The organism is Stenotrophomonas sp. GSD10, from assembly GCF_056172695.1.
Window position 1 is genome coordinate 1,231,705 of record NZ_JAOCMC010000002.1, and the last position, 26,701, is coordinate 1,258,405.

Genomic DNA, 26,701 nt, shown 5'->3' on the forward strand with positions numbered 1-26,701 from the left:
CATGGCGGCCTCGCTGCTGGACAGGGTCATCGGCGCCATTTCTCCGCAGGCAGCCCTGAAGCGTCAACGCGCCAGGGCAACGCTGGATGCGGTACGTGCCTACGAGGGCGCTTCGCGCACTGACGGTTGGCGCGTTCGTAGAGCGGGGGCCAGCGCGAACACCGATCACCTGGCAGACGCCCGCGAGCTGCGCAACCGCGCTCGGGCGCTGGTGCAGAACGTTCCGTACTGCGCGCGGTCCCTCCAGGTGCTGGTGAGCGCAACGATCGGGACCGGCATTACTCCCAAGGCCGAAGGCCCAAACGCTTCCGCGCTGGACATCCTGTGGGGCCGCTGGGCTGATGTGGCGGATGCTGATGGAAAGTCGGACATCTACGGCCTCATGGCTACCGCGTATCGCGCGATGGAGCAGGACGGTGAGGTCATGATTCGCCGCCGCACCAGGCGTCAGTCGGACGGTCTCGCAGTCCCGCTGCAGCTTCAGGTACTGGAGATCGACTGGCTGGACGGGAACAAGAACGGGTCTGCGTCGGGCGGTGGTCAAATCATCAACGGAATTGAGTACGACGCGATCGGTCGGATTCGCGGCTACTGGTTGTTCGGAGCGCATCCCGGTGAGGCTGTGCGTGGCTCTGTACGCTTGAGCAGTTCGTTGGTGCCGGCATCCGACATCATCCACCTCTACAACCCCGTCCGCCCCGGGCAGGGACGCGGCATTACGCGCTTCGCCCCGGTGATCGCGCGAGTGCGGGACCTGATGCTGTACGAAGACGCCGAGCTGGCGCGGAAGAACCTGGAAGCGCGGCTTGGTGTGATCGTCAGTGGCGACATCGACTCGATGTCCAACGCGGACGATGACGGCCCTTCGCAGCTCGGCTCAGATCGCGACCAGGTCACCGACCTTGGGCCACTGCCCAGCGGTGGCGTCACCCACATCACCGGTGCCACAGCCTTCCAGACTGTCGAGCCAAAGCCGGCAGGGGGCTACGTCGAATATTGCAAGTTTAACGCGCACATCATTACTGCTGGCATCGGTGTCCCGTACGAGTCGGCCACCGGTGATATGCGTGAGGTGAACTTCTCCAGTGCCCGCATCCGGCAGATGGAGTTCCGTCGTGATTGCGAGCAGATGCAGTGGCTGGTGCTGGTCCCGCAGATGTGTAAGCCGATCTGGCGCTGGTTTGACGAAGCGGCTGCGCTTGGCGGTGGGGTGCGTTCCACGGGAAGCACTGCCGACTGGAGCACGCCGCGCTGGGACTACGTCAACCCCAAGCAGGACATTGAATCGGAAATCGCAGCGATGGGCGCCGGTCTCAACTCACCCAGTGAAGCGCTGCGTCGGCGTGGCTACGACCCGGATGCGGTCTACGTCGAGATGGGCAAGGACTTCAAGCGGATGAAAGAGACCGGCGCCCTCGGTCTGATGACTTTCCTTCAATCCAGTGGCGCCCGGACCGGCCTGGTCGACGCCTCAACAACCAACGAGGAATGACCATGCCCCAGCCAATCCAGGCTCCGAAGCAGGACGGTACGACACGCCTCATGCCCCCGCAGTTGCGTGAGGCCGAGCTGCAGCCGACCAGCTTCGATAGCGAGGCACGCACGATCGAACTCCAGTGGACCGCCGGTACCAGGGTGCGCCGCTACGACTGGTGGAATGACACGTACTACTGGGAGGAGCTGGTCGTTGATGAGGCTGCCTGCAACATGGAGCGTCTGTCCTCTGGCGCTGCTCCGGTCCTGGACAGCCATAACACCTGGGGTATCGGCTCACAGATGGGAGTGGTTGATCGCGCCTGGCTCTCCAATGGTGAAGGCCACGCCCTTATCCGTCTCTCCGGTCGCGAGGAGCTGGCCGGCGTAATCGCCGATATCGGTGCCGGGATCATTCGCAATATCTCGGTTGGTTACACCGTGCAGCGCTATGAGATCGAGCGCGCCGTCAACCCCGGCGATTTGCCGATCTACCGCGCGGTGGAGTGGACGCCGAGCGAGATCAGCTTCGTCACTGTGCCGGCCGACCCGGCAGCAGGTACTCGCAGCAATCAACCCGCACAGGGGACCCCCTGTGTATTCACCCGTAGCGCATCGTCGCAGGAGCACACCATGCCTCAGCCCGCCGCCCGCGCCGCCGAATCGGCGGTCCAGCAGGAACCCATCAACAACACCCCGGCTCCGGCAGCGCCGGCCGCAGCTCAGGTTCCGGAGGGTGACACGCGCGCAGCCGAAATCGTGGAACTGGCAACCCGCCACGGCCAGACCGAGCATGCAGCTGGCTGGATTCGCGCTGGTCACTCGGTCGATCACGTGCGTGGCCTGATCTTGACCACGCTGGAGCAGCGCGACGCCGCTGCTGGCGGCAACATCAACCGCATTAGCGTCACCGAGGACGAGCAGGATCTGCAGCGCTCCGCTGTGACGCATGCGCTGCTGCACCGAGCCCAGGTAATCGATCCCGCAACCAAGCGGATCTTCGCGCTCACCGGTGACAATCCAGTGCGCGGCCTGACCCTGATGGACCTGGCCCGTCGTAGCCTGGAGCGCTGCGGCGTACGCACCGATGGCATGGCGAAGCTGGAGCTGGTCGGCCGCGCGTTCACGCAGAGCGGCAGTGACTTCCCGGTGCTGCTCGAAAGCACGATGCACAAGGCGCTGCAGGCGGCCTACGCCGTTGCGCCGGACACTTGGTCCCGCTGGTGTGTCACCGGCACCGTCAGTGATTTCCGCGAGCATTCGCGCTACCGCGTGGGCAGCATTGGCAACCTGGACAAGCTGACCGAGTCTGGCGAGTTCAAGAACAAGAAGATCCCGGACGGCGAGAAGGCAACCATCACCGCTGGCACCAAGGGCAACACCATCAACCTGACGCGTCAGGCGATCATCAACGACGACCTGGGTGCGTTCCTCGGCTTGGCGACCGCCTTCGGTCGTGCCGCAAAGCGGACCATTGAGGCCGACGCGTATGCGTTCCTCGCCAGCAATCCGAAGCTGGATTCCAACAAGACGCTGTTCCACGCCGACCACGGCAACATCCTGGCGGCAGCAGTGCCGAGCGTCACCTCGGTCGACGCGATGCGCGTCCAGCTGGCCCAGCAGAAGGACGTGGGCGGGAATGATGTACTGGATCTGTCGCCGGCACTCTGGCTCGGTCCGACCAAGTACGGCAGTGCCGCGCGTGTCACCAACAAGGCCGAGTACGACCCGGACGCTGAAGGAAAGCTGCAGCGCCCGAACGCGGTGCAGGGTCTCTTCCGCGACATCGTCGACACCGCGCGCATCAAGGACGACAAGTGGTACCTGTTCGCCGATCCGAACGACTGTCCGGCCATCGAGGTCGCATTCCTTGATGGGATCACCGAACCCTTCCTCGACTACGAGGAAGGCTTCACCGTCGACGGTGTGCGCTGGAAGGCCCGCCTCGATTTCGGCATTGCCGCCCTCGACTATCGCGGCGTGCAGCGCTGCGGCTGATCCCCAACTGGAGCACTGAGACATGGCACAGAACTTCGTATCCGATGGGGACGTGATCCCCTGGACCAACACCACCGAACAGCAGGTTGCATCGGGTCAGGCGGTTGTCGTCGGTCATCAGCTGGGGGTCGCCCTGGTCAACATCGCTGCCGGCGCGACGGGCAGCGTAGCCCTGGGCGGCGTGTTCACGCTGCCGAAGGTGCCGACGGCGGTCTTCGAGCAGGGTGAAAAGCTGGTGTGGAGCGCAAGCGCCAAGGCAGTCGATGGTAGTTCCGCGACTGCCGTGGCCGGCGACATCACCGGCGCAGCGTTCGCCTGGGCCGCCGGCTCCACCGGCCAGACGACCGCCGAAGTCCGTCTTTCGCCCGGCAACGCCACCAAGGCGTAATCAAAATGGCCGGCACCGCTCACAGAAGCCCGGGTGGCGTGAGCGGTGCCGGTTCTTTCACAGCGACAACGGGGAATCGCATGGGCACCACCAGCACGCCGCGCGGCGTACGCAACAACAATCCTGGCAACATCGACCGCACCAGCACGCCGTGGCAGGGTGAGGATCGTTCCGATGCCGCCATCTCCCGCGAGCGACGCTTTTGCGTGTTCCTGACGCCCCAGGCCGGCTTCCGCGCTTTGGCGAAGACCCTTCTCACCTATCAGCGCAAGCACGGCCTGCGCACGGTGAAGGAGATCATCGGGCGCTGGGCGCCGCCGATAGAGAACGACACCGGCGCCTACGTGCAGCAGGTTGCGACGGCGGTTGGGGTCGCGCCTTCCGAGATCATCCGCCTGGACAATCCGGTCACGCTGGGTCGTCTCGCAACCGCCATCGCTAAACACGAGAACGGCGATATGTACTGGGGGCCGACGTGATAGCTGCCGGCGTTGCGGAGGCGCTGAGCTGATGGTCGGCGGGGACGTGACCGCCACTGGGCCCTGGTGGGCTGCGGGCAGCGTTGTGGCGTTGTGGCTTCTGCGCGAGACCTGGACGGCATTCCTCTCGCGCAAGAAGGAGCGTACCGAGACTGATGCCAATGTGGATCTCATCAAGGGCCTGTCCGACCGTGTCTCCTTCCTCGACCAGAGGGTCACTGCCCAGGATGAGCGGCTACAGGCTGAAATGCTGCTGCGGCTCAGGGCGCAGGAGGAGGCGAGCGCTCTGCGCACGCGTGTGCGCCAGCTCGAATCGACCCTGCGCAGCCTTGGTGCAGTTATCCCACCCGAAGACCCGGTGGTGTCCGCATGATCCGCGCCCTCGTCATCGCCATTCTTCTGCTGTTGGGCGTCATTGTCTGGCAGCGCGGCTCGGTGTCCATCGCTCACCGCGCGGCCGACAAGGCCGCGTCAAGCCGCGACGCCATGGAGGGCGAGCGTGATGCGGCTCGGGCCGAAGCCGATGCCGCAGCCAAAACCCTCAAGACGGAGCGTGACACGGCCGCCGCTGCAAATGCGCTGGCAACCCAATACGAAAAGGAGAAGGCCGATGCACAGACCTCGTCTGATCGCCTCATCGCTGATCTGCGCGCTGGCAACCAGCGCTTGCACCAGCGTTGGCAGGCATCCATCGCCACCGCCGAGCTGTCCGCAGCCGCCGCAGCCAGCAGCCAGCCTGATGGTCGAGCCAACGACCGAATCGAAAGTGCGGGCCGAGCTGTTGGCGCTGCCGCCCAGTGCGACGCCCAGGTGAGGGCGCTTCAGGCGTATGCGCTGCTGTGTTCGGGAGGGTCCCGGTGAGCGAGGTCGACTTCCTCCGCGATCTGGACGGCACGGTGCACGCCGCGTTTGCGCTGGCTGGCATGGCGTCGCGAGGCCGTTACACGGCCAAGGATGGTCAGGCCACCGAGAGTGTGCGTGCCTACGTGGAGCGCGACGTTGAGACCATCGGTGAACTGCGCCAATTCAGGGCAGGGCGTGTGGAGATCGCATACCTGCGATCGGATGTAGCGCCTGACCAGGGCGATCGCTTCGAGGTGGTTTCGAGCGCGTTCGGTACTGAGGTCTTCGTCAACAGCAAGAAGATCAGCGATGACGGCTCGCAGAGCCGCTGGCTGGTGACCCGTGGCTGACCTGGCAGAGCCGCTGTCGTGGCAGCTGGTGGAGTTCCTGGCTGCTCGCGTCCGCCTGATCTCGCGCAGCAGTGGCTTCCGCACCGACATCGGCGCTGGCGCCGTGATCATCGATGAAGCCGAGATCAGCGAGGACAGCACCGAGCCGGCAACAATCATCTCGGTCCGCCAGCTTTCGCGCAGTGGCGGGGGTGTGGCTCAGTCCAGCTCCGATGCGGCCATCACCATCGAGTTCGAAGTTCCGCGTGGCAGCGCTGAAGCGAATCCCAGGCAGCTCGTTCACCGCGCGCGCCACGACCTGATCCGCGCCCTGACGTTCAAAGAGAAGTCGCTGCCGCTCGGGGTGACCAGCTTCGAGCTGCTCGAAACTCAGCTGGCGACCCTGGAGGACGATGCCGGGCATACCGCCGTAGTCGCTCAGATCACCGCGCGGGCTGGTCTGACCGAGACCTTTGAGCCCGTGTCCAACCCGTAAAGGAACCATAACCATGGCACAGCCCAAAGTCCGCAAATTCGCAGGTGACCTGCGTTTCTGGGAGCACGGCGCGAACGGCGCCCGCATTCCCGTCATCCCCGAGCCGGCCGACAAGTTCGGCAACCAGCCGCTGGAACAATCTTCGCTGACGTTCAGCTATGAAGCCGGCGACTCGGTGGAGATCAAGAGCAAGCGCCGCGACGCGCGCTATCAGCAGATCATCCACAAGGATTCCAACCCCGGTGTCACCAGCGTGTCCATCACCGCGCTGGAAGTGCCGACCGCCATCCTGGCCCGCATGCTGTACGGCACCCTGGTGGCCACCCAGGTCGCCGCCGGTACCGCCACCGACGTGACCGTGACCGTGGGTAGCGTGGATACGCCGGTCAAGCTGCCGCACAACTTCCTGCTGGCCGATACCGAGCCGGTCTTCAAGAAGGGTGCCGACGACCTGGTGGTAGGCACCGACTACACCCTCGATCCGGTGCATGGCCTGCTGATCCCGAAGCCCGGCGGCGCGTTGCAGGCAGGCAACCTCGTGGTGGCCAACTACAAGTACGACGCCTATCTGGAAACTGCCATCAGCGGCGGCACCACGCCCAGCAAGTCCTTCCAGATCCTGGGCGACATGCAGGACCGCATCAGTGGCGACGAGGGCCTGCTGTCGATCCCCAATGTCGACCTGACCGTGGATGGCGACGTTGACTGGTTCAGCGACGAACCGATCCAGGTGACTTTGACCGGCCCGGTGATCTTCCAGGCCGGCGAGGCCGATCTCTACACCTTCAAGATCGCCGCGCAGTCGGCGGGCTGAGCCTGCCGGTGACCCCGACGAGGGAGGGCGCCGCGAGGGCGCCCTCCCGGTTTGAAACAGGAAGGGCATTGTGGCGTCCAATCGCAACAACAACCTGCTCAAGTACTACGTCAGCGGCCGGCGGGCAAAGGGCTTCCATGGTCTGACCGACCTGGCTGGCGAGGTGCTGAATCGATACGACCTGTCGGTGCAGCGGGCGTTTATTGGTCTGCAGCGCCGGGCGGGGCCGGCTACTGCGCAAGAGGTACGTGGCTCCTACAACATCCGCGCTTCTGCTCTGCGGGGGAAGTATCGCGTGGAGACGGGCGAGCGCGGCTACAGCACCGGCAAGCGCGGCAGGGACGACTTCCTTTCGATTTGGGCCAGCACGCGGCAGATCTCGCTGATCGAGTTCGGTGGTCGCTGGGCCGGTCGCAAATCCCGAGGTGCCACGGCCGGCATTGGCGTGGGCGAGTCGAAGACCTACGACGGCGCCTTCATCGCGACGATCAAGGGTCGCAGGGCCATCCGTGTGCGCGGCTGGGATCGGGCACAGCAGAAACGCCACGGTCGAGGCCCGGTTCGCATCCTCCGAGGGCCCAGCCCGTTCGAGATGCTCTCGGGTGCTGATGGCAACGGCCGCGCCCTGGAGGCCCGTCGCCGGCTGATCGAGCGCTTCCACACCACCTACCTGACAGAACTGCGCCGCCAGTGGCGCGTCAACGGAAGTTCCAATGGCTGATCGGCTGGAAGAAGCAATTCGGGTCGTCATCGAAACGCAGGGCCGCGAAGGTGTGGACGAACTGCGCGCGGCGTTTGGCGATCTGGGGGATGTGTCGGTCGAGACCGCTGGCAAGGCGACGAAGCTGCTCGACTCGCTCACTGGGCTGAACGACGCGGCAGCGAAAGCGGATGCCTTTGACGGCATGCTGACCGAGCTCGCGCAGTTGGAGCAGCAGTTTGACGACAACCAGAAGGCCGCACTGGCGCTCAGCCTCAGCATCGCGGAGATGGACAAGCCCTCCCGCGAGGTGCTGGCAACCCAGCGGGATCTGCGTAAGGAAGGCGAGCGGCTGAAGAAAGCGCTCAACGAGCAATGGGACGCCGTCAGCAAGGCCGACGACGAGCTTTCTTCGCTCGGCGTCAATACCGCGAACCTGGCTGACCACCAGCAGCGCCTGCGCATCGAGGTCGCCCGGAGTGCGTCGGCTCTCACCGAACAAGCCAGGGCTGCAGCGGCAGAGGCCGAGGCGGGCCGACGTCGCAAGCAGCAGATCGATGAGGCAGAGACGGCCCTCCGGAAACAGGCCAACACCAGCAGGGCTGCGGCCAAGTCGCTGGCGGAGTATCGCGAGCGTGCCGACGCCGCGACCGCCGGCAGTGCCGACCTGGCGTCGGCCACCGAGAGCACTGTCAGTTGGTTCGGCAAGCTGAAGGCCGTGGCGGCTGGCGCGCTCGCGTTTGTCGGCCTGAACCGAGTGGTCGATGGCATCAAGGCCATCGTGAAGGAGGGCAGTGACGCTGAACAGGAACTGGCGCAACTGGAGGCCGCTCTGCAGGCGACCGGGCGCAGTGGTGAGTTCACCGCGCAGAGCCTGGCCACAATGCGCAAACAGCTTCAGAGCGGACTCTTCGATGATGGGCAGATCAGCGCGGCCCAGGTGCGCCTGCTGTCCTATACCAACATCGTGGGTGAGCAGTTCCCGGCGGCGATGCAGATCACGATCGACCAGGCCCAGCGGTTGGGCATGTCGCTGGAACAGTCGGCCGAGGTCGTAGGCAAGGCTCTGCAGACGCCGTCGAAGGCGATGGAGAGCCTCAGCAAGCAGGGCTTCACGCTGGATGACAGCCAGAAGTCGCTGATCAAGAGCCTGGAAGCCACCGGCCAGGTGGCAAAGGCGCAGGCCATCATCCTCGATCTGTTGGCGGAATCCTATGGCGGCGCGGCCGCCGCCGCGAAGGTTGGCACCATCGCCGGCCTGTGGAAGACGGCCACCGATCGCTTCAAGGACTGGAAACAGGAAGTCGCTGACCAAGGCGTGCTGACCTATTTCAAGGAACAGCTCACCACCCTGCTGACCACGCTGGATCGGCTGGCTGCCGATGGCAGCCTATCGCGCTGGGCCAAGCAGACCGCCCAGGCCATCATCACCATGGCCGAAGCGGTGAAGGGCACGACGCAATGGGTTGTGGACCATGCCCGCGTGATCGGCCTGATGGCCGCCGCATATGCGCAGTTCAAGATCGTGGGGGCCCTGCTCCAGCTGAACGCATGGCGCGCAGCACTGATCGCGACCACGAACGCGCAGATTGCCAACAATGCAGCGGTCGCAAGCGGCAGCCGGGGTATCGGTCGGTTCGGCGCGTTGCTGCGCGGGTTGCCGAAGGCAGTCCCCATCACGGTGGCCGTGCTGGGATTGGAAGCGGCGATGGGCGGTCTGGATGTCCTCAAGACCGTGGCGCAGGACATCTGGAAGCAGCACGATCCGGCGCTGAAGCGTGCCGGTGAAGCGCAGCGGGCCTACATCAGCCAGGTACGGGATTCGGCGCTGCAGCTGCGTGAGCAGGCATTGTCCTTCGTGGCGTACCGTGACGTGGTCATCAAGTCAGCCGACGAGGTCGCCAAGCTGGGCGAGGCCGAGCGGCAGGCGTACGAGAAGCGTCTGTCCGGCTTGGAGCAGTACCTCACGGCGCAGGAAGGCTTCCTGCTGATGCAGCAGAAGGCTGGCGTCGCGACGGCGGAGCAGCTGCAGCAGCTGGGCCAGGTCACACAGAAGTTGCTGGAGGTGTCGACGGGCTTTGCGTCGCTCCGGGGTGGCGTCCAGACCGCTGCGGACGCGCTCACGAATGGAATCGGCCCGGCTGCCCAGCTGGTGGTGCAGCAGTTGGCGGGGATCGACGGGAACGCAAAGCTCGCGAGGGAATCGATCGGGAAGGTGTTCGAGGGCCTCAACTTCGCCGACACGGCAAGCTTGGAGGCGGTCGGCGCGGCGTTGGGCTATATCGCTTCCCAGGGCGCCGCCGCAGAGCGCAACGTGCGCGATGGGCTGCTGGAGACGCTAAAGAAGCTGTCCGGTGACGAGCTGCTCCGCTTCCAGGCTTCGGCCCAGTCGGCCTTCGAGGCTATGCCGCAGGGCGCCACCAATGCCGCCGCCGTGCTGCAGACCACGCTTGTTGCAGCAATGGAGCGGCTTGGTGTTTCCGCATCGCGCATGGGCGTCGGCTTCAGTGCTGGTGGCAAGGATGCGATCGCCGCGTTCGGTGCGGTGACTGAGAGCGCAATCGCCACCGGTGTCCAGATCGAGACGGCATTCAAGGCAGCACTTGGCAAGGTCGCGACGCTGGACGAAGCGCGCACGCTGGGCGCGCTGCTGGAATCGGCAGGGCGGCAGGGTAAGGTCGGCTTCGATGCGGCCGCGCGGTCAGCCGCAGCGCTGAACGCCCGCATCCGCGAGATTCAGGTCGCCATCGATCCGCTGGCGGACGAATTTGCCAGGCTTGGCATCCAGTCCCAAGCATCGCTCAATGCAACACGCGACGCCGCCAAGAGTGCCTTCGACGCGATCCGTGATGGCGCGGCTAGGGGCAAGGCATCCGTCGAGGACGTGCGTCGAGCCTTCCGGGCATATGCCGATGCAACTCGAGCCGCAGCCGCAGACAGTGATCAGTGGCGCCGGGACAACGTCGATAGCCAGCTCGCAGTGCAGGAATCGATCTACGACACCGAACGCAGTATGCAGCGGCTGGGCGATGTGAGTGACGTGGCAATGCGCCAGCTGCAGGATGGTGCCAGCCGCAGCCGGGAGCGGCTGGACGAGGTGCGCCAGAGCGCGGGTGGTGCGGCGGACCAGGTTGACCGGGTGGGGAGTAGCTCCGAACGAATGGGCAAGCAGATGGGGCAGGCCGGGGCCGCTGCGCAAGGAATGGCGTTCAGCATTGGCGAGGTCTCCGAATCTGCATTGCAGGCAATGCGCAAGCTCAGCGGCCCCAACCCGCTTGTGCAGTTTGCCAATGCGCTGAACCGGGTTACCGACCAGCGCAAGCAGCTGGCCGAGTACAAGGCAGAGCTTCAGGCGACCGCCGAGGCGGAGGACGAGCTTTCCAAAGCAGCGAAGGAGCGACTGGCCGGGCAGTTCGACTACGTGGGCAAGGGCGAAATCGCAGAGGTGGCGCAGCTGGAGGCCCAAGTCATGCGGCAGCGGCAGCAGCGAGACCAGGAGGCCGCCGCCGCGCTCGCCGAGCGCCGCAAGCAGGCTGAGGCAGAGGCAGAGGCGCAGGCGAAGGCGGACGCCGCTCGCATCGGCAGCAACGGCACCAACGAGCAGGTCATTGTCATTGACTGGAAGCTGCCTTCGAAGGAAGTGGTTGCCGGCGCCACCGCAGCCGAAGTGCAGCAAGCGCAGCGCCTCGCGGGCCTCGTCGCTCCGTTGGTCCTGCGGCAGGTTCAGCAAAGCAGGGCCGTTTCTGTTCGGGGGCGTAGCTGATGACCCGCATCGTTCTTGCTGGAATCGAACTGCCGGCTGACCTTCAGTGGACCGATGAGTTCACGGCCTGGAAGGTTGGGCAGCAGGCGCGTACAAGCCTGACGGGTGCCTTGATCGTCCAGGAGTCTGCGCGACAGGCCGGGCGGCCGATCACGCTTCAGACAACCCGGGACGGTACTGCCTACGTCGGCGTCGTCAGTCTTCCTGTTCTACGGGCGCTGCAGGCCAGTGAGAGCGAGGCTCGCCTGGCGCCGCTGGATCTGGTCATGCCGGCCCACAACAGCGGCGAGCGGTCATTCCAGGTCCGGTGGCGCCGCACGGATGGGCCGGCCATCGAAGTCGATCCCACCCGCTTTGCTGTCCCCGCGCTTGATGCGGACCTTTTCTCCATCACCCTTCGCCTCATGACGGTGTAATCCATGACGATTCTTGCTACCGATATCAAGCTGCGACAGTCGCAGCGCTTGACAGATAACCCTGACGGCGGTGGCCGCATGGTTCAGACCGAAATCATTGATGGGGCGATGAACAACCTCTTTCCGGATATCGGTGATGAGGAGCGGACCACTGGCCGAACCACCCTCCGCAAGATGTTTGTGCATGTGGATACACCGGCGCCTGACGTGCTGAAGGACGCGATCGCGGTGCTGATCGATCCTCCGGCAGACCCGCGCGTGACCGTCACGATGTTTGCCACTGGTTCTTACAGTGACGTGCGCCTCGACGCCAAGAACCGCGTCGAGAGCTACATCACGCGAGGCACAGAGTCCCGCTTTGTCCTACTGGGGAACCACTTCAGCGGCCAGATGACTATCCAGGTCTACGCGATGAAGGACGCGCCGAGCCCCGACATCAATGACAACTTCTCGCTGCTGACCCTCGCCAGCTCCGGGCACGATCCGGCAGAACAGTACGTGCGGGTCAAAGGCGTGCTGTCCCGTACGACACGGACTTTTACCGATGACCAAGGGGCATTTGAACGGGATGTCTTGGTGATCGAGCTGGTGAACGCGTTGCTGCGCGATTTCTACGGCCAGGAGGTGGTGCGGTACTCGGCCACCAAGCCCGCGACCAGGATCTACGAGACCAATGTGGTGGAGGCCACGAGCTATCACAGCGTCAAACGCCTCACCGCCGCCGGGAAGCCTGGCGATCTGGCTGTGCAAGTCGATACCCCGTACGTGTCCATCGTGCCTACCTCCACGGCTGAAACCCCGGTCAGTGACGTTCTGGCCGGCATGGGCACCATCAGCCAGGTCCCGTCCGGCCCTGCCGGCAGCCTCGGCCAGAACTTCAGTGCGAGCTTTGCTGCTGGCGTGCCGGTCAGCCGATACCTCGGTACTGGGTTGGTGGTAGGCGCAGTAAGGGTTGTCGCAGGCAGTGTCGAACTCACCGACGACGGTACTGGCGGGCTCGCTTCCGCCGTGGCCACGCCCTGGAGCGGTACGGTCGACTATCAGGGTGGGGTCGTAGCGTTGACGCATGCGAGTGGCGTAGGCAGTACCAGTATCAGCATCACCGCGTCCCCGGCGGGCTCTATCCCCATGCAGGGCTTCACCGACGAGATCGAGGTGACGCAGAACAACCAGGGCATGGTTTGGCTGTTCCAGCTGACCCCGTTGCCGGCCCCGGGAACGGTGGTGGTCGACTACCGCGCCCTCGGGCGCTGGATCAGGTTGACCGACAACGGCCGCGGCCGTCTGATAGGCAAGCCGGGCCAAGGCACCGGGACGATCAACTACCAGACCGGCTCCGTCGTGGTGACCGCTGGCGCGCTGCCGGATCTGAAGAGCAGCATCATCTCCAACTGGGGCACTCCCATCATCGCGGAGGCCCGGGTTGGTGATACTGCCATCCTGCCGCCGGCGCTCCGCTTTGTGCTGGGCGAGGGCTCGGCGGTACCGGGGACGGTGCAACTGACGCTGCGTGTCGGCGGCTCCAATGTGGCGGTCACAGATAACGGGAACGGCGGCTTGCTGATTGGCGGGCAGGTTCGTGGACAGATCAGCTACTCGACCGGTGAGATCTCGCTCCGGCCGCTGAGTCTGCCTGATGCGGATAGTCAGCTCTCGATCGCCTACGACTGGGGGCAGCCGCTACACGCAGCGCCGCAGCCTGTTCCGGACGCGGCCGGGATCGTCTCGTTCACCCTGCCGCAGGGACCGGTGAGGCAGGGCACAGTGCTTCTCGACTGGCTTGTGAGCGTGCGGCGCGATCGCGATGATCTGTCGTCGGCCCCTCAGGCGATGCGGGTCATCGCCAAGGATGATGGCGCAGGCAACCTGGTGGGCGTTTCGGTTGGGGACACGGGCTTCAGCACTGTGCTGGGCGCCGTGAACTACAGTACGGGCGCGGTCTCGCTGCAGGCGGGAAAGTTCATGGTCCGGCAGGTTTCCTATCCGGTGTATGAGATCCGGTCAGGGCGGCTGAAGGTGGTGGGCTACGAGCGCCTGGACGTGCTCGCACAATTCTCCGCCGGCAGTATCGTGTCGGCCGGCTGGATGCTCGCTGGGGAAGCGGCTCAGTCCGCGCAGGAGGTCATGCCGCTGCCGGCGGTCCAACTGCAGCTCACCCCGACCATCAGCGACAGCATCGTTCCGGGCAGCGTCCGCTTTGCATTCCGGGGGCGCACCTACGTTGACCGTAGCGGCGGGCTGTATCACTCCATCGATCCCACCACCGGCTCGGGCATCTATGCAGGGACGATCGACTACGCGGCAGGTGTGGTGAACCTGGTGCAGTGGGTGGCGGGCGGCGAGAACACCGTCCAGATCCAATCGCTCTTGACGCGGATCTCCGATCCAGGCGTGGCGGTGAGCTTCTTTCGTGCACCAGGATCACCGCTGCGGCCTGGCATGTTCACGCTGCGCGCGACCAGGACTGATGGCGAACTCCTCACGGTGGCTGCTGATATCAACGGCGTGCTGTCGGCCGCAGAGATCCGTGGCAAGGTCGACTGGGAGAGTGGTGTTGTGAAGGTTCAGTTCGGCCAGCTGGTGCCCGTGGCCGGGAATGAGGGCAAGCCGTGGTTTGATCCCGATCAGGTAGAGGGGACCAAGTCTGGAGGCCGACGCTCGTGCTGCCGGGCACGATCTACATGGGCGCGGTCGTGTATCGATCGATTCCGCTGTCGGAGGTGGTGATCGGCTTGTCGTCGGTGCGTCTGCCCAGCGACGGCCGTGCGCCAGCGTTCAAGCCGGGGCAGACCGTGCTGATCCACCACACAGCCAAGCACGTGGTGCCGTCGCCGCAAGCAGGACAGTTGGTCACTTTTGGTCGCGGCAGGATTGCAGGCATCGAAGTGCGTGACGCTGCGGGGCGGCCCGTCGACGCCGCATGGTTCACGGCGGATCTGGACGTTGGCAATCTGCGCTTCAGTGACCCGCTGAACCTGGCCGCGTACACGCTGCCACTGACGATCAGCGAGCGCGTCGAGGACCGGCGTTTGGTGGTTCAGCCTCAGATCACCGGGGAAATCGAGATCAATACCTCCCTGACACACGACTATCCCGTGGGGGAGTCGATGATCAGCACCGCACTGCGCTTGGGCGAGGCCAATGGGTCGTTGGACCTGCAGGCCCGTGTGGTAAGTCTGTTCGACCAGGCTGCATGGACCAACGTGTGGGCCGATTCCCCGAGCGGCAGTGTTGCGCCCGGTACCTACAACGACACGGACTATCCGCTCGCCGTGACGAACAAGGACGCGATCACTGAGCGTTGGGCGGTGCGGTTTACCAGTGCAACGCAGTTTGAGGTGATCGGCGAGACGGTCGGCACTATCTCTGTCGGAAACACGACCACGGATCTCGCGCCCATCAACCCTCGCACTGGGCAGCCGTACTTTGTGATGAAGAAGGAGGGTGGGGAACGGGCTGGTCAACCAACAACGCAGTGCGATTCAACACGATCGGTGGGTTGGCTCCGGTCTGGCTCATGCGGACAACGCTGCCGGGCACGCCGGAAGGCGCGTCCGATTCAACTCGCTTCCAGGTCATCGGCAACATTGCAGGGGAGGGCGCATGAGCCTCAAGCCAACGGTTTACCAGAGTACAGATCCTGGCGCTCCAGCTCTCACTGGACAGGCCGATTCGCTCATTGCGCTGTTGGACGCGATATTGGTAAACGGCTACGGCTCGGGGGCGCAAGCAAAGGCGTCATTGGGCTGGGTTCGTGAGTTCCAGGGGGTCAGCAAGCGCGTCTATCGAAACAACGTGGTGACCGGCTCTGGCTATAGGCTGCGTGTGGATGACAGCAATGCTCAGTACGCGTTGATGCGTGGTTTCGAAGTTATGGATTCCTTGGACACTGGTACGGGGCCGCTACCCACAGTTGCGCAGTGGGCGAATGGTTTGCTGTGGCCGAAATCGGCTGCGGCCAACAGTACGGCCCGGGCGTGGTTTGCTGTTGGCACCGAGCGATGCTTCTACTTATTCATCAACCACACTGGCGTAGCAAATCAGTTCTCCCCGCATTTTGCTGGCGACATTGTCAGCTACGTGCCGGATGATCAGCACTGCTTCGCAGTGTCGAGCTCCGGGCAATCAACCTACTCATCGGGCTTCGGGTTGAACCGGAACTTTGTCACGTTCAGCTCGGACCTCACCGACGCCGTGCCAACTTCTACCTCGGCAGCCATGTACGTTGGGCGGAAATCCGATGGATCGCTGGGCGCGGCGCCACTCGTCTCATTCGCACCTCTCTATCGCGGTTTCTCCTACTTCGTTTGGGGGGCGATGGGTAGCAGCACCGGGAGAGAATGGCCTGCCCCTGCGAACGGCGGTGTCTTCGGCTTCCCGGGATTTGTCATGGAAGGTGCCCGTCGCTTCCGTGGCGAGTATCCAGGCGTGATCGCCCCTTGCGCGGATTTGGCCTACGGTGACGCAAGCCTGATCCCAGGGCAGGCCATGGTGAGCAAGCGGTTCAGTGCATGTCCGACTACCGCAAGTAGCGCCGCTGACGTTGGCGAGGTGCTTTTCGATCTTGGCCGAGAGTGGCATTGATATGGTCGCCGCGAAGCGTGTTGAGGTCATCAGACGTAACCCTATACATTTGAATGGGTTCGGTTACTTGGCCGGATCGTTGCCTGAAAGTAGCGAGCCCGATTCCCCTGATGGCCGATTCCGAGTGATGAACTCACCGGCTCGGGGGCGCGTTGTCGCGCTTGAGCGAGGAACCCTGCGTATCGCCGGGTCCGCCATCAGTAAAGCGGACGGAACCTGGCGTATCGAGGGCCTGCCCGTGAACGTCTACTTTCTTGTGGTCGGCTTTGATGACCAGGGCAACTACAACGCTGCGGCCCAGGACTGGGTTCTACCTGCGGCGATGGACGGCTGATGTCGCCCCTGGGAGGTTTTGTTCAACTCAACCTGGGGCCGCGATTTGGCGGTGTTGGTTCATTCGTTGCGCTGAATCTTGGCGTCAACTGGGACGACAATGCGCCGGAGCCCGTCATAAGGGGAGTGAGGGGGCAAGTCAGCCTCGCTTGGGCAGGTAGTGTGACGGTGCGGCGGGTGACGTCGGCGCAGTGGGCTGAAGCGCAGTTGCTTGCGGTCGCAGCAGCAGACACGTGGAACGCTGCCCTCTCGATTGGAGCTTCCGATTCGTTGCATTGGGGATTGGCGCCTCGGGTTCATGGGGGCATCGGCTTCACCTGGTGCCAAAGCATGGGGTGGATCGCCAGCGATAGGAGAACGGGCTGGGGAGAATTGCCGGTCGCCCGTCGTGGGCTGACCCTTGCCTGGCGCCCAACTCTCTCAGCTATTGGCCGCGCGTCTGAGGTGCGCTGGCAGCGGCAGGGTCGTGCGCTTGCATCCCGACACGTTCGATGGCAAGGACAGACACCGCGCGTCGGTCCTGGGGCGGATCTGAGCTGGTCGCATCCGGTTGGTGCCCGCGTCGCCGCTCTGCTGCCTTGGGTGCCTGCGCGACGGGTTCCATGGGGTGTGCGCCCGGGGCCCGGCCCGGGCCCAGATCCCGACCCCGATACCACCTTCCCACCTGGGAACCGGGTCGGCCTCAACCTCGGTTGCCCAGTGATTGGCGTGCGTGGTCTGGCACCCCTGAATCTTGGTATCTCGGCGTGCTATGTGGTGCGCCCCCAACGTAGGACCTACGTCGTGATCAATGAGGTTTCATTTGTGCGGCTTCCTGATCGGGTGCCGATCGAACTAGCCCGCGTCTCGCTCAGCGCCGGCCGTTCGGCTTGGGGCTGGACCTTTGACATCGAGCTGGCCGATGCCGATCAGCTGGGACTGCTAAAGCCCACTGCCTCGGGTCCGCGACAGTTCGAGCTGGTGCTGAACGGCTACGTCTGGACGGGCATCATCGAGAGCTTCCAGAAACAGCGCGAGTTTGCTGGGGGCGGTGTGCGTTTGAGTGGGCGGTCAAGGACAGCGTTGCTGGCACCGCCTTACGCCCCGGCTCGAGTCAAGGCCACCACGGAGGAGCGCAGCATGGCCCAGCTTGTCGCCGAGGAGTTGGCGGACACGGGCTTTGCTAGTCGGTACGACACGGTTGATTGGTTGGTTCCGCCCGGCGCATGGTTCTATGACGCGAGCACGCCGCTGGATGCCATCAGTGCGCTCGCTGGTGCGAGTGGTGGGGTGGTGCAGTCCCATCCCTCGGACCTTGCGCTGGTTGTCCGTGCCAGCTATCCGGCCAGTCCTTGGCTGTGGCGGGAGACGACGCCGGATCACCTACTGCAGGAAGACATTGTGCTGACCGAAAGCCTGCAGATGCGCAGTGCGCCCCTGTATGACGCGGTGGTGGTCACGGGAGAGCTGGCCGGAAAGGGTGTCACCTGCAAGGTGCGCAAGGCCGGCGAAGCGGGCCAGCTCTTCGCGCAGCAGGTAAGTAGCCCGTTGATCAACGTCGCTGCCGCCGCAGCCGAGCGGGGGCGCAACATCCTGTGCGATCGTGGCGAACAGGCCGCAGTGGATCTGACCGTGCCACTGTTCCCGAAGCCGCTGAAGGGAGGGGAGATCGGGGTGATCTTGCCGCTCGACCTGGTGCAGGTGCTGAGTTCTGAAGGAACCTGGCACGGCCAATGCGAGTCGATCCGAATTGAGGTCGTCGTGGATCAACAGGCTGTCGTGATCGAGCAGACAGCAACTCTGGAGAGGCATTTCACTGATGCGGACTGATCTGTGGGATCAATTCGGCGAACTGGTCAGCGGCCGGCCGCGATTACTGGCAACGGTCACTGCACACAATGCAGACGGCACCAGCAGCCTGACAACCTATGACGGCGCGCAGATGCGTGCCTTCGGGCAGCTGCAGCAGCCCATTCCGTACAACGTTTGGGTCAGCGGTGGTCGATTGCTGGAAGCCGCGCCCAATCTCCCGTTGGAAGAAGTAGTCGTCTGACGAAACAGGGCGCTGCCCAGATGCCGGCAAGCATCCAGGCAGCGCCGCAACACAGGTGATCTCAGCACCTGGCATTGGCCGTGGCCCCGTCGCCCTCGCGAGAGCGGCGGGATTGTCGGCTTCCCCTATCGCAAATACTGAGAACCCATGCCCAAGCCCATAATTTCCTGGCCGGGTGGCAAGCGCCGCCTACTGAAACACCTCTATCCGCACTTCCCAACACACGACTGTTACGTCGAGGCCTTCGCCGGCGGCGCCGCGTCGCTGCTGATGCGACCGTATCCGGCCCAGATGGAAGTGCTCAACGACATCAATGGCGAGCTGGTGTCCCTCTACCGTTGCGTGCGCCATCACCTGGACGAGTTCGTGCGCATGTTCCGCTGGTCGCTGGTGTCGCGCCAGATGTTCGAGTGGGCGCAGATGGAGCGGCCGGAGACCCTGACCGACATCCAGCGCGCCGCCCGCTTCTATTACCTGCAGAAGCTCGCGTTTGGTGGCAAGGTGCAGGGGCAGTCGTTCGGCGTGGTTACCGCTGGCGGTCCACGATTGAACCTTCTGCGCATCGAGGAGGAGCTGAGCGCTGTGCATCTCCGCCTGGCGAATACGGTGATCGAGTGCCTGCCATGGCAGGAGTGCGTGCGGCGCTACGATCGGCCGGGGACGCTGTTCTACCTCGATCCGCCGTATTGGGAAACGGAGGGTTACGGCGTCGAGTTCCCCTTCGCTGAGTACGAGGCCATGGCCGAGCTGATGCGCGGCTCGGTCGGGCGCTTCGTGGTCTCGATCAACGACCACCCTGAGATCCGCGAAGTGTTCGCCGGCTTCGACCTGGTGCCGCTGCAGCTCGACTACACCATCGGTGGCGGGCAGGGGAGAGGGAAGAAGTTCGGAGAGCTGATCATCAAGAGCTGGGACGACAGCCAGGCCACCCTGCTGTAGGCGTCACGCAACTTGCTGGAGCAGGTCCTCGCGATTGTTGCGTGGCGTGTTGACGGCGCGGCTGACCCTGTACGCCTCCATGGACGGAGGCGAGCTTGCCAGCAGCATCGCCATGGCATCGTCGGGGCTCGCTGCCATCCACTCATCGATCTGGCCAGCCTGCAGCCAGACCGGCATGCGGTCGTGGATGTTGGCCGACACGCCGCTGCTGTCGCCGGTGATGATGGTGAACGTGCCCAAGTTGCCGTCGGGCAACAGGGGGCTCGTGTCCCCCACAGGCCGGCGGCCAGGAGTGGCTCTGCCGCGTGGATGAACCACGGATCCTTCTTGCCGTCCTCGGGGCTGACCGACCACTCGTAGTACCCAGCCATGGGGATCACACAGCGGCGCTTCTTGAACGCCGACCGGAAGGCGGGCTTGGTGGCCACTGTCTCGATGCGGGCATTGATGGTCGAGCCCTGCAGGCCCTTGGCCTTGGCCCAGAACGGCAGCAGACCCCAGGCCAGGCGGGTGACCTGCCGGCCTTCGCCACGGTCCAGGATCACCGAGGCGCGGTGCGTCGGGGCCAGGTTGTAGCTGGGCGGGATCTCGGCCAGGCCGGGGGCAAGGTCGGCCAGCTCCGGCTGGCCGAAGTCGACTACGGGAAGCTGGACGAAGCGGCCGCACATGGCAGAAGCGTAGGCCCGTCGCCCGTGCCTGCCGCGTGTAGGTCGCTTGGCCCTGTGTCCGGTGTCCCAAAGCAACGGATGAGGACGGCACGCGGACGCGGTTGGCGATATGATTCGGCCCCCCGCCCAACCGAGCTGAGCCTGATATGCCCAACCATGCCGTGGTCTTCGTCAGTGAGGCGATACCGGAGCTGGATAGTGGGCGTCTGGCCGAGTTGATCGGGGATGCGAGCCGCTTCAATAGGCGGGCGGGCGTGACGGGCGTGGCCCTCTATGATGGCAGCCGCTTCCTGACGTACATGGAAGGCCCGCCCGATGGCCTGAGCGTCGCCTTCTCCAGGGCATCAGGGTCCGGCAGCCACGGCGAGCTGATGGAGCTGGCTCGGGGACGGGTCGGGCCGAGGAGGCTTCCGTACTGGCCGATGCGGCTTTTCCCGGTTGCCCCCAATGAGCTGTTGCTTCTGGTGCGCGCCGACTGGACCGCTTTCCTGCAGCGTGGAAACCCACAAGTCGCGCCCGAGACGGCCATGGAGTTGCTGGTAGCCTTGGTAGAACCATTCGTCGAGATCGCGAGAGGCGCGCGCGAATCGTGATCCCGCAAGCTTGAGAGGTGTGGCCGGGGTGTCTAGCCCTGGGTCCCGCCGATTTGCTCAGTCAGAACTGTCAGCGATTGCTGGAAGGCTGCGGCGAAGAGATCGCTGCTGTCGGCCCTATGCTTGGCCGCAATGGTAGGCAATAGTTGGCGCCACGCGGTAGAGAGTTCCTCGGGCGCTGGGTGGGTCATTACGCACAGTCGCAGGGCGTATTCCATCGCCTTGAGGTAGCCGCGCTGCGCCTCGATCCCGACCTCGCAGGCATGAAGGCGTTCAAGGATTTCCGTGATCTCGTGGGCCATAGCGGACTCGACAGCAAACTGCGGGACGGGGGATAGTTCGCGGACCCTCAATCGAGCCCGCCATGAGCATCCTCAACGTTTTGCTCACTCGTGACCACCTCGTCGTTGCCGTGGATACCCTGGCCGAGGATGCCCTGACCGGTGCCCATTCCTCCGGAGCGAAGCTCTTGCTGATCCCCCAGCACAACCTGGTGCTGGCGACGCGCGGCTCTACACAGTTCTTCCTGCGCATCTACGAGCTGGCCCTGCAGGCCAGCTTCCGGGCGGACTTTACGATGGAGCAGCTATCTGCCGAGTTGGGGTTGGTAGTGGACCAACTGTGGCCGAACTACGAGAAGGCGGCAGCCGAGGCCGGCTTGCCGCTCGACCAGCTCGGGACCGAGTTGGTGCTGGGCGGCTGGTCGCCGAAGAACGGAAGGATGATGGCCACGGCGTATGCCAAGAGCGACAGCGGTCGCCCTTGCGTGGTCCAGCCAATCCAGGGCCAGCTGGCGGCGCCAGGCGAGCCGCTGCGGGCCGTGACGCCGAGCATGGCCAAGCTCGAACTGGTGGCCCATGCCCGGCTGCAGGCCAACTATCTCAATGAACAAATGGGACGAAGAGTGGCCGGCGGCCAGCTGCTGGCAGGGTTCTTCCAAGAGGGCCAAGCCGTCTTGAAGGACTTGGGGACGATCTGAATCCGAATGATTCAGGGGTGTGAGTTGATCCTTCGCAGCTATTGAGACGGCCAGCCGTATCCTTCCGGCCATGCTTCCCATGCACGGCTACCAAGGTTTCCGCACGGCCCCTGTTCCCTCTGGCTGGGTCCAGATGGGAGAGAGCTGGGTGCTGTGGTGGAGTGGACGACAGATTGCCCTGCTCACGCCGGCCAAGGACCATGGCGTGCGTGTGCACCTCGACGCCCGGAGGATGTGGCAGACCAAGGATGAGCGCGCCGCCAGCATCGCCCAGGGCAAGCGCTACGCCGAGCGCTGGTGCGCGGCCAGGCTCTACCCAGAGCTGCGGCTGCGCGTTGCCGTTGCCCGGCTGCTGGACGCGACGCCTAGCGATCCGCTCGAACCGCTCCCCAGCCTTCCTCCGACCCCCGAGCAGCAGCGACAGGCCCGGCGCCTGGTCGACGCAACGGCCACCGCTACCGCGCGGGTCAAGGAAGCGTTGGAGCCGCCCAGGCCGCCGCCGGCGACCAAACCCAGGCCAAGGGACGCCCGCAAGGTGTGGGTGAGGGCAGGGCTCCGCCATCTACGTGGTTGGTAGACGGAGGTGGTTCCCGAAAACACGGTGGCTGCCCATCGGGGGACTAGGGGCCCGTCCCCCGGCCTCCTGAATTGAACTCAGTCTAAGCTGTTGGCCGCGAAGCATAGTTGGCCTGCCGATCCAGCCGGCACCGCCACTGGCCGGCCTGCCGCCGACGCGCGAACAGCACCAGCAGGCCCAGCGATTGGGAGAGGCGGCTGTGGCTGCGTCCTCCAAAGTGATGGCGGCGCTGGAGCCTATCCGGCTACCGGCGGTGACCAAGTCCTGGCCGGTGGACCCCAGAAAGGGGAGGCTGCGGCTTGGGTGGGTCCCGCCTCGGGTTCAGTGGCAGATAGCGCGCTGTGATGAATGCAAATGTTACCCCGCACCAAGTGTCAGCTGCGGCCCCGGAATGTTGAATCCAAACAAAGGGGTCACACCCACCGAGGCCTCTCCAAGCCTGAAGAGCACGGCCTCAACCTGAGGCACGTCAAACGCCACGAATGGGAGTCCCCAGAAGAGGTTGTAAGTCCAAGTGTTGTTGCCGGTTTCAAAAGACTTCTGCTCGCCGGAGCCAGTGTAGATATTGATCGTGCTACCTGCAGCGACTCTGCCCGCACCTAGCCAGTACATACGATCCCGCAGCGGAACCATGGTGCCGCCTTTTTGCTTATATGCCAGCATCAATCCAACGTTGGCGGTATAGGTATCTTGGTTGACCCGAAGCACGATCCGCTCTTGGTTCGCCAGTCCTCGAGCAATTACCGCTTCCACAGCAATGTCGAAGAGTGGCGGCAGGCCCATTATCATTTTTTGCCTCCCTTCTCAAATATATTCAAAGCCTTAGGCCATATTCCGATGACTCCAGCTCCTACTGCGACGAGTAAGAAGCCGGTTGCGTACCAAGGCTTGTCTGGGAAGAGGCCGATAGCCATAGGCAGCAAAACGGCGGTGAGACCGAGGGCCATTTTGGTAACACGCTTCTCAGCCTTGGTGTCTGCCGCAGTGGTGCGAGCATCTGCTTTCAGGGCTTCAATCTCACCGCTCATTCTTGCCACGTCCACCCGAAGATCAGAGACTAGGCGTTCGGCTTGATCCTTTTGTTCCCCCAAGCGCTTGCAAGTTGCCTCCAGACTCTTACGCCTCTCTTCCATCTGGTAGAAGAGATTGGGGACGATCATGTTCAGGCGCTGGTCGCCGAATCCGCGACCGTAGGTCGACATGCTAGCCAAAGCGCCTGACAGTTCGTCATGAAAGGCCGTTGCAGGTGCGGGCGTCGGGGTAGGGGGCTGCTGTTGCGGTCCGCTTGGATGGACGTTTCCCTGTTCATCCAGATAGTCGCTATCGGTCACTGCCTCATCCCTGGTCCCTGTTCAGTAGAGAGTACCTGAACAAGTCTGTGATATTCGTATCCTCCATGTAATCGAGGAAAGTTGAGTGTCAGTTTGGGTGGCTGCGCAACATAAGGTATTGAATTAAAAGGAGTGATTGCGGATTGCAAATCCGTTTACAGCGGTTCGATTCCGCTTGAGGCCTCCAATTGAAAAGCCCTGACTCCGGTCAGGGCTTTTTTGTTTGCGCCCGCCGCCTCGCCTGCGGACTGCGCGGCTACACGCCGGTGGGTACAACGGGTTCCGCCCGGAAGTTGCGCCCTACCGGATCACTCACGCCCAGGTAGTGACGGAACAGATAGATCAGCGGCTTCCAGCGCATCACGTCGATGTGCTGGGTGCCCGCAATGGTGATGTCCTCATGCGCATGCACGCAGCGGACACGGCCATCCACCATCACAAAACCGGGGTCGCCTTCGCCGCTGGGTGAGTGCATCGCCATCACCGTGACTTCCACCTGCAGCGGGCATTCGGCAATCGCCGCAGGTGCTACCTGTGCGGAAGGCACCTGGGTGAAGCCAGCCAGCGCGAACTTGTCACGCACGTGCACGTAGCCCATCGCCTGCTTGGCGGCGGGGACCGGATCATGCCCCGTTGTCCGCGCGATTGCTTCGACCTGCGCGGCCTGTGTGGCGGAAGCGAAGTTCAGCACGCATTCGTTGCGCAGCTGCAGATTGCGATAGCCCTGGCCCTGCGTGCCAAGTCCCAGCACCACCCGGTCGGCCAGTGCCCAGAATGAGGAGAGCGGGCTGATGTTGCTGCTGCCATCGTCATTCAATGTGGTCATCAACAGCACCGGCGTGCCGGGGTAGAGCACCGAAGGGCGGATGCGTCGGCGCGCGAACGAAGCATTTTTCACTGTGGATCTCGTGGTGGGCTGGTGCTCACTGTGCGGTGTACGCAGCGTCCGACGCTTCGGCCTGCATCGAACTGTCCGTCCACTCCTGCGTGCCACAATGCCGGCATGGTCCATACCTCCGGTTCTCTTGTCAGTGTCGGTGCCCTGGTCGGCGACCAGGCGCGCGCCAGCATGCTGCTGCAGCTGATGGATGGCCGCGCCTACACCGCGATGGAGCTGGCGCGGGTGGCCGGGGTGACACCGCAGACGGCGAGCGCGCACCTGCGCAGGCTGGTCGAGGGGGATCTTCTGGTCGCCGTCGCGCAGGGGCGCCACCGTTACCATCGGCTGGCGTCGAGCGAGGTGGCCGACATGCTGGAAAGCATCCTGCGCGTTGCCGATCGCACGCCTTCGTGTACGGCAGCCGCGTCACGCAGCCTGCCGGCGCTGCGCGAGGCCCGCTCCTGCTATCGGCATCTGGCTGGTGTGCATGCGGTTGCGATTACCGATCGCCTGCTGCAGGCCGGGCATCTGCAACCGCGCGAGGGGCATTGGCAGGTCAGTGCGGAAGGGGCTGGTTTTCTCGGTGGACTGGGCCAGCCGCTGCGCGATCTCCTGCTGCAGCCGGTGACGGCCAAGCCCGCGCGTTACTGCCGTGGCTGCCTGGACTGCACCGAGCGACGTCCACATCTGGCTGGGCTGGTCGGCGAGGCGATGCTGGAGAGCTTCGTGAAGAACGATTGGCTGCGGCGCGTCGACGGCCGGCGCGAACTGCGGCTGACGCCACCGGGACGCGAGGCACTGTGGCGGCTGTTCAGCCTGGCGACCTGAGCCGCGTCCGTCCAGTCTCAGCCACCCACGACATGGCAAGGCGCTATGGTCAGGTTCCAAGTCTTAGGGAGCTGCAATGGCGAGCAAGGACATGAACGACCGTGGCACGCAGCCGGCAGGCCGGCAATGAACAAATCCTCTGCGGAAGTACGCTGGCTGACGTTCCGGCTGATGAACGGCCAGTCGATCGGGCCGGACCGTTTGAAGGACGGATGGGTGGTCGCATCGGAAACCCGCCATTGCGGCGTGCGCCGTGAGGCCATCGAAGGTGCCGGCGTGGTCTACGCACTGTATGCCCCGGCCAACCTGGCCTCGCCGCGACGCGCGGAAATGCGCATGCGCGAATTCCTGATGAGCTCCGGCTACACCTTCACGATGGGCACGCTGGGCGGCTGAGGCCGCCCGCTATCGGTTACGGACGCACGGTAAGGGCCTGGGCAAGCGTCCCGATCGGGCCGCGTGCATCGTGCAGCACCGTGCTGGTCAGGCCCAGGCCCTGCTGGCCGAACGACACCGAGGTGTCAAAGCCCAGCCATTCGCCTTCAGGCATGCCGAACAGGTGCGCGGTCAGGTCCAGGTTGGGGAAGGCCACAGTCCTGGGGTCGGCACGCACCGCCATGCCGTTGGACAGGTCGAACAGGGTGGCGGCACGGGCCAGCGCACTGACTGGCTCGCCATCGAGCAGCGCATGCCTGGCGCGGGCCCAGTAGGTGGCCCGGCCCGGCCCCTGCTCGTGGCGACGGATGTCCACGCTCTTGATGAAGCCGCCCGGCCAGACCGTGCCCGGGTCCCACACCGGCATGGAGCCCGGCGGTGCGATCGGGGCGATCGGTGTGCCGGCGATGGCGCCGGTATCGTTCGGTCGCATCAGCCAGGCGCGTACGCGCAGCGCTGGGCGATCGTCGTGGCGTAGCGTGGCTTCGACCAGTTCGATGGTGCGGCCAGCCCGCAGCACTTGTACCTCGGCCTCCATCGCTTCGATCGGAATGGTGCCGAGGATGTCGTAGGACAGGCGCGCGATCAGGAAGCCGTGGCCACGCGTGGCGGCGTCGCGTTCCAGGTGGTGGGCGAGCAGCCCGATGGCCGGGGCGATGTGCTGTTCGCGGATGTTCCAGGCGCCGCCGGTGTGTTCGGTCGGCAGGTAGCGGGTGTCACTCAGTCGTTCGAAGAAGGCCATCGTGTGCGTTGCTTCAGCAGGGAGAGGCGGCGGCAGGGGTGCTACCGGTCTCTGTATCGTAAGCGTTTGCCAACGTGGCGG

The 26,701-nt window shown here is 64.4% G+C and carries 28 protein-coding genes and 1 pseudogene; 23 read left to right on the forward strand and 6 right to left on the reverse strand.

Annotation, left to right across the window (positions count from 1 at the left end):
* Nucleotide 1: 1 nt before the first annotated feature.
* The 18 genes from N4G47_RS05930 (at nucleotide 2) to N4G47_RS06015 (ending at nucleotide 19,587) form a co-directional block, all read left to right on the forward strand.
* Complete coding sequence (locus N4G47_RS05930; RefSeq protein ID WP_475285814.1) at nucleotides 2-1,492, forward strand: phage portal protein; 1,491 nt, start codon at nucleotides 2-4, stop codon at nucleotides 1,490-1,492.
* Nucleotides 1,489-3,471, forward strand: a complete 1,983-nt coding sequence (locus tag N4G47_RS05935; protein WP_475285815.1) for a prohead protease/major capsid protein fusion protein — start codon at nucleotides 1,489-1,491, stop codon at nucleotides 3,469-3,471. Before N4G47_RS05930 ends, N4G47_RS05935 begins: the two co-directional genes overlap by 4 nt.
* Before the next feature lie 22 nt (nucleotides 3,472-3,493).
* Nucleotides 3,494-3,859 (forward strand): DUF2190 family protein, encoded by a 366-nt coding sequence (locus tag N4G47_RS05940; RefSeq protein ID WP_049442274.1) that lies wholly within the window; start codon nucleotides 3,494-3,496, stop codon nucleotides 3,857-3,859.
* A gap of 80 nt (nucleotides 3,860-3,939) precedes the next feature.
* A complete protein-coding gene (locus tag N4G47_RS05945) occupies nucleotides 3,940-4,338 on the forward strand; it encodes a structural protein P5 (protein ID WP_475285818.1) in 399 nt (132 codons plus the stop codon).
* 31 nt (nucleotides 4,339-4,369) lie between these two features.
* The gene (locus N4G47_RS05950; RefSeq protein WP_475285819.1) at nucleotides 4,370-4,711 is read left to right on the forward strand and encodes a hypothetical protein; all 342 of its coding nucleotides are present in this window, start codon (nucleotides 4,370-4,372) and stop codon (nucleotides 4,709-4,711) included.
* Nucleotides 4,708-5,199 carry a lysis system spanin subunit gene (locus tag N4G47_RS05955; RefSeq protein ID WP_475285821.1) on the forward strand — a complete coding sequence of 164 codons (492 nt, stop codon included), beginning with the start codon at nucleotides 4,708-4,710 and terminating at the stop codon, nucleotides 5,197-5,199. Before N4G47_RS05950 ends, N4G47_RS05955 begins: the two co-directional genes overlap by 4 nt.
* On the forward strand, nucleotides 5,196-5,531 hold the full coding sequence (locus N4G47_RS05960; RefSeq protein WP_475285823.1) for a head-tail joining protein: 336 nt from the start codon (nucleotides 5,196-5,198) through the stop codon (nucleotides 5,529-5,531). Before N4G47_RS05955 ends, N4G47_RS05960 begins: the two co-directional genes overlap by 4 nt.
* Nucleotides 5,524-6,006 carry a hypothetical protein gene (locus N4G47_RS05965; RefSeq protein ID WP_475285825.1) on the forward strand — a complete coding sequence of 161 codons (483 nt, stop codon included), beginning with the start codon at nucleotides 5,524-5,526 and terminating at the stop codon, nucleotides 6,004-6,006. Before N4G47_RS05960 ends, N4G47_RS05965 begins: the two co-directional genes overlap by 8 nt.
* A 13-nt stretch (nucleotides 6,007-6,019) precedes the next feature.
* A complete protein-coding gene (locus N4G47_RS05970; RefSeq protein WP_475285827.1) occupies nucleotides 6,020-6,820 on the forward strand; it encodes a phage tail tube protein in 801 nt (266 codons plus the stop codon).
* A 70-nt stretch (nucleotides 6,821-6,890) separates the two neighbouring features.
* The gene (locus N4G47_RS05975; RefSeq protein ID WP_475285829.1) at nucleotides 6,891-7,541 is read left to right on the forward strand and encodes a hypothetical protein; all 651 of its coding nucleotides are present in this window, start codon (nucleotides 6,891-6,893) and stop codon (nucleotides 7,539-7,541) included.
* Complete coding sequence (locus N4G47_RS05980; RefSeq protein WP_475285831.1) at nucleotides 7,534-11,283, forward strand: Laminin subunit alpha-2; 3,750 nt, start codon at nucleotides 7,534-7,536, stop codon at nucleotides 11,281-11,283. The genes N4G47_RS05975 and N4G47_RS05980 overlap by 8 nt, the downstream gene beginning before the upstream one ends.
* Nucleotides 11,283-11,699, forward strand: a complete 417-nt coding sequence (locus N4G47_RS05985; protein ID WP_043402241.1) for a hypothetical protein — start codon at nucleotides 11,283-11,285, stop codon at nucleotides 11,697-11,699. Before N4G47_RS05980 ends, N4G47_RS05985 begins: the two co-directional genes overlap by 1 nt.
* A gap of 3 nt (nucleotides 11,700-11,702) precedes the next feature.
* Nucleotides 11,703-14,426 (forward strand): hypothetical protein, encoded by a 2,724-nt coding sequence (locus tag N4G47_RS05990; protein ID WP_475285833.1) that lies wholly within the window; start codon nucleotides 11,703-11,705, stop codon nucleotides 14,424-14,426.
* Nucleotides 14,360-15,457 (forward strand): hypothetical protein, encoded by a 1,098-nt coding sequence (locus tag N4G47_RS05995; protein WP_475285835.1) that lies wholly within the window; start codon nucleotides 14,360-14,362, stop codon nucleotides 15,455-15,457. The genes N4G47_RS05990 and N4G47_RS05995 overlap by 67 nt, the downstream gene beginning before the upstream one ends.
* Entirely contained in the window at nucleotides 15,441-16,283 is an 843-nt protein-coding gene (locus tag N4G47_RS06000) for a hypothetical protein (protein WP_475285837.1), read from the forward strand. The genes N4G47_RS05995 and N4G47_RS06000 overlap by 17 nt, the downstream gene beginning before the upstream one ends.
* Before the next feature lie 1,116 nt (nucleotides 16,284-17,399).
* On the forward strand, nucleotides 17,400-18,425 hold the full coding sequence (locus N4G47_RS06005; RefSeq protein ID WP_475285839.1) for a hypothetical protein: 1,026 nt from the start codon (nucleotides 17,400-17,402) through the stop codon (nucleotides 18,423-18,425).
* On the forward strand, nucleotides 18,415-18,648 hold the full coding sequence (locus tag N4G47_RS06010; protein ID WP_475285841.1) for a hypothetical protein: 234 nt from the start codon (nucleotides 18,415-18,417) through the stop codon (nucleotides 18,646-18,648). Before N4G47_RS06005 ends, N4G47_RS06010 begins: the two co-directional genes overlap by 11 nt.
* A gap of 147 nt (nucleotides 18,649-18,795) precedes the next feature.
* Nucleotides 18,796-19,587, forward strand: a complete 792-nt coding sequence (locus tag N4G47_RS06015; RefSeq protein ID WP_475285843.1) for a DNA adenine methylase — start codon at nucleotides 18,796-18,798, stop codon at nucleotides 19,585-19,587.
* A gap of 3 nt (nucleotides 19,588-19,590) precedes the next feature.
* Here the strand turns inward: N4G47_RS06015 and N4G47_RS06020 are convergent.
* Nucleotides 19,591-20,255, reverse strand: a pseudogene (locus N4G47_RS06020) (SOS response-associated peptidase).
* Nucleotides 20,256-20,401: 146 nt separating this feature from the next.
* On the opposite strand from N4G47_RS06020, the gene N4G47_RS06025 reads away from it, so the two are divergent.
* Nucleotides 20,402-20,848, forward strand: coding sequence for a BLUF domain-containing protein (locus N4G47_RS06025; protein WP_475285846.1), 447 nt, complete (start codon nucleotides 20,402-20,404; stop codon nucleotides 20,846-20,848).
* Nucleotides 20,849-20,880: 32 nt separating this feature from the next.
* On the opposite strand, the gene N4G47_RS06030 is transcribed toward N4G47_RS06025, so the two are convergent.
* A complete protein-coding gene (locus tag N4G47_RS06030; RefSeq protein ID WP_475285848.1) occupies nucleotides 20,881-21,150 on the reverse strand; it encodes a hypothetical protein in 270 nt (89 codons plus the stop codon).
* Between the two features lie 62 nt (nucleotides 21,151-21,212).
* Here N4G47_RS06030 and N4G47_RS06035 point away from each other — a divergent pair, with 62 nt between their 5' ends.
* On the forward strand, nucleotides 21,213-21,827 hold the full coding sequence (locus tag N4G47_RS06035; protein ID WP_475285850.1) for a hypothetical protein: 615 nt from the start codon (nucleotides 21,213-21,215) through the stop codon (nucleotides 21,825-21,827).
* A 70-nt stretch (nucleotides 21,828-21,897) separates the two neighbouring features.
* Nucleotides 21,898-22,404, forward strand: coding sequence for a hypothetical protein (locus tag N4G47_RS06040; protein WP_475285852.1), 507 nt, complete (start codon nucleotides 21,898-21,900; stop codon nucleotides 22,402-22,404).
* A gap of 357 nt (nucleotides 22,405-22,761) precedes the next feature.
* On the opposite strand, the gene N4G47_RS06045 is transcribed toward N4G47_RS06040, so the two are convergent.
* The 3 genes from N4G47_RS06045 to N4G47_RS06055 form a co-directional block, all read right to left on the reverse strand.
* A complete protein-coding gene (locus tag N4G47_RS06045) occupies nucleotides 22,762-23,193 on the reverse strand; it encodes a hypothetical protein (RefSeq protein ID WP_475285854.1) in 432 nt (143 codons plus the stop codon).
* A complete protein-coding gene (locus tag N4G47_RS06050; RefSeq protein WP_475285856.1) occupies nucleotides 23,190-23,735 on the reverse strand; it encodes a PspA/IM30 family protein in 546 nt (181 codons plus the stop codon). The genes N4G47_RS06045 and N4G47_RS06050 overlap by 4 nt, the downstream gene beginning before the upstream one ends.
* A gap of 256 nt (nucleotides 23,736-23,991) precedes the next feature.
* Nucleotides 23,992-24,633, reverse strand: a complete 642-nt coding sequence (locus N4G47_RS06055) for a flavin reductase family protein (RefSeq protein ID WP_475285857.1) — start codon at nucleotides 24,631-24,633, stop codon at nucleotides 23,992-23,994.
* A gap of 105 nt (nucleotides 24,634-24,738) precedes the next feature.
* On the opposite strand from N4G47_RS06055, the gene N4G47_RS06060 reads away from it, so the two are divergent.
* A complete protein-coding gene (locus tag N4G47_RS06060; RefSeq protein WP_475285860.1) occupies nucleotides 24,739-25,443 on the forward strand; it encodes an ArsR/SmtB family transcription factor in 705 nt (234 codons plus the stop codon).
* 126 nt (nucleotides 25,444-25,569) lie between these two features.
* The gene (locus tag N4G47_RS06065) at nucleotides 25,570-25,839 is read left to right on the forward strand and encodes a hypothetical protein (protein ID WP_057495854.1); all 270 of its coding nucleotides are present in this window, start codon (nucleotides 25,570-25,572) and stop codon (nucleotides 25,837-25,839) included.
* A gap of 16 nt (nucleotides 25,840-25,855) precedes the next feature.
* On the opposite strand, the gene N4G47_RS06070 is transcribed toward N4G47_RS06065, so the two are convergent.
* Nucleotides 25,856-26,620 (reverse strand): thioesterase family protein, encoded by a 765-nt coding sequence (locus N4G47_RS06070; protein ID WP_475285862.1) that lies wholly within the window; start codon nucleotides 26,618-26,620, stop codon nucleotides 25,856-25,858.
* Nucleotides 26,621-26,701 lie beyond the last annotated feature (81 nt).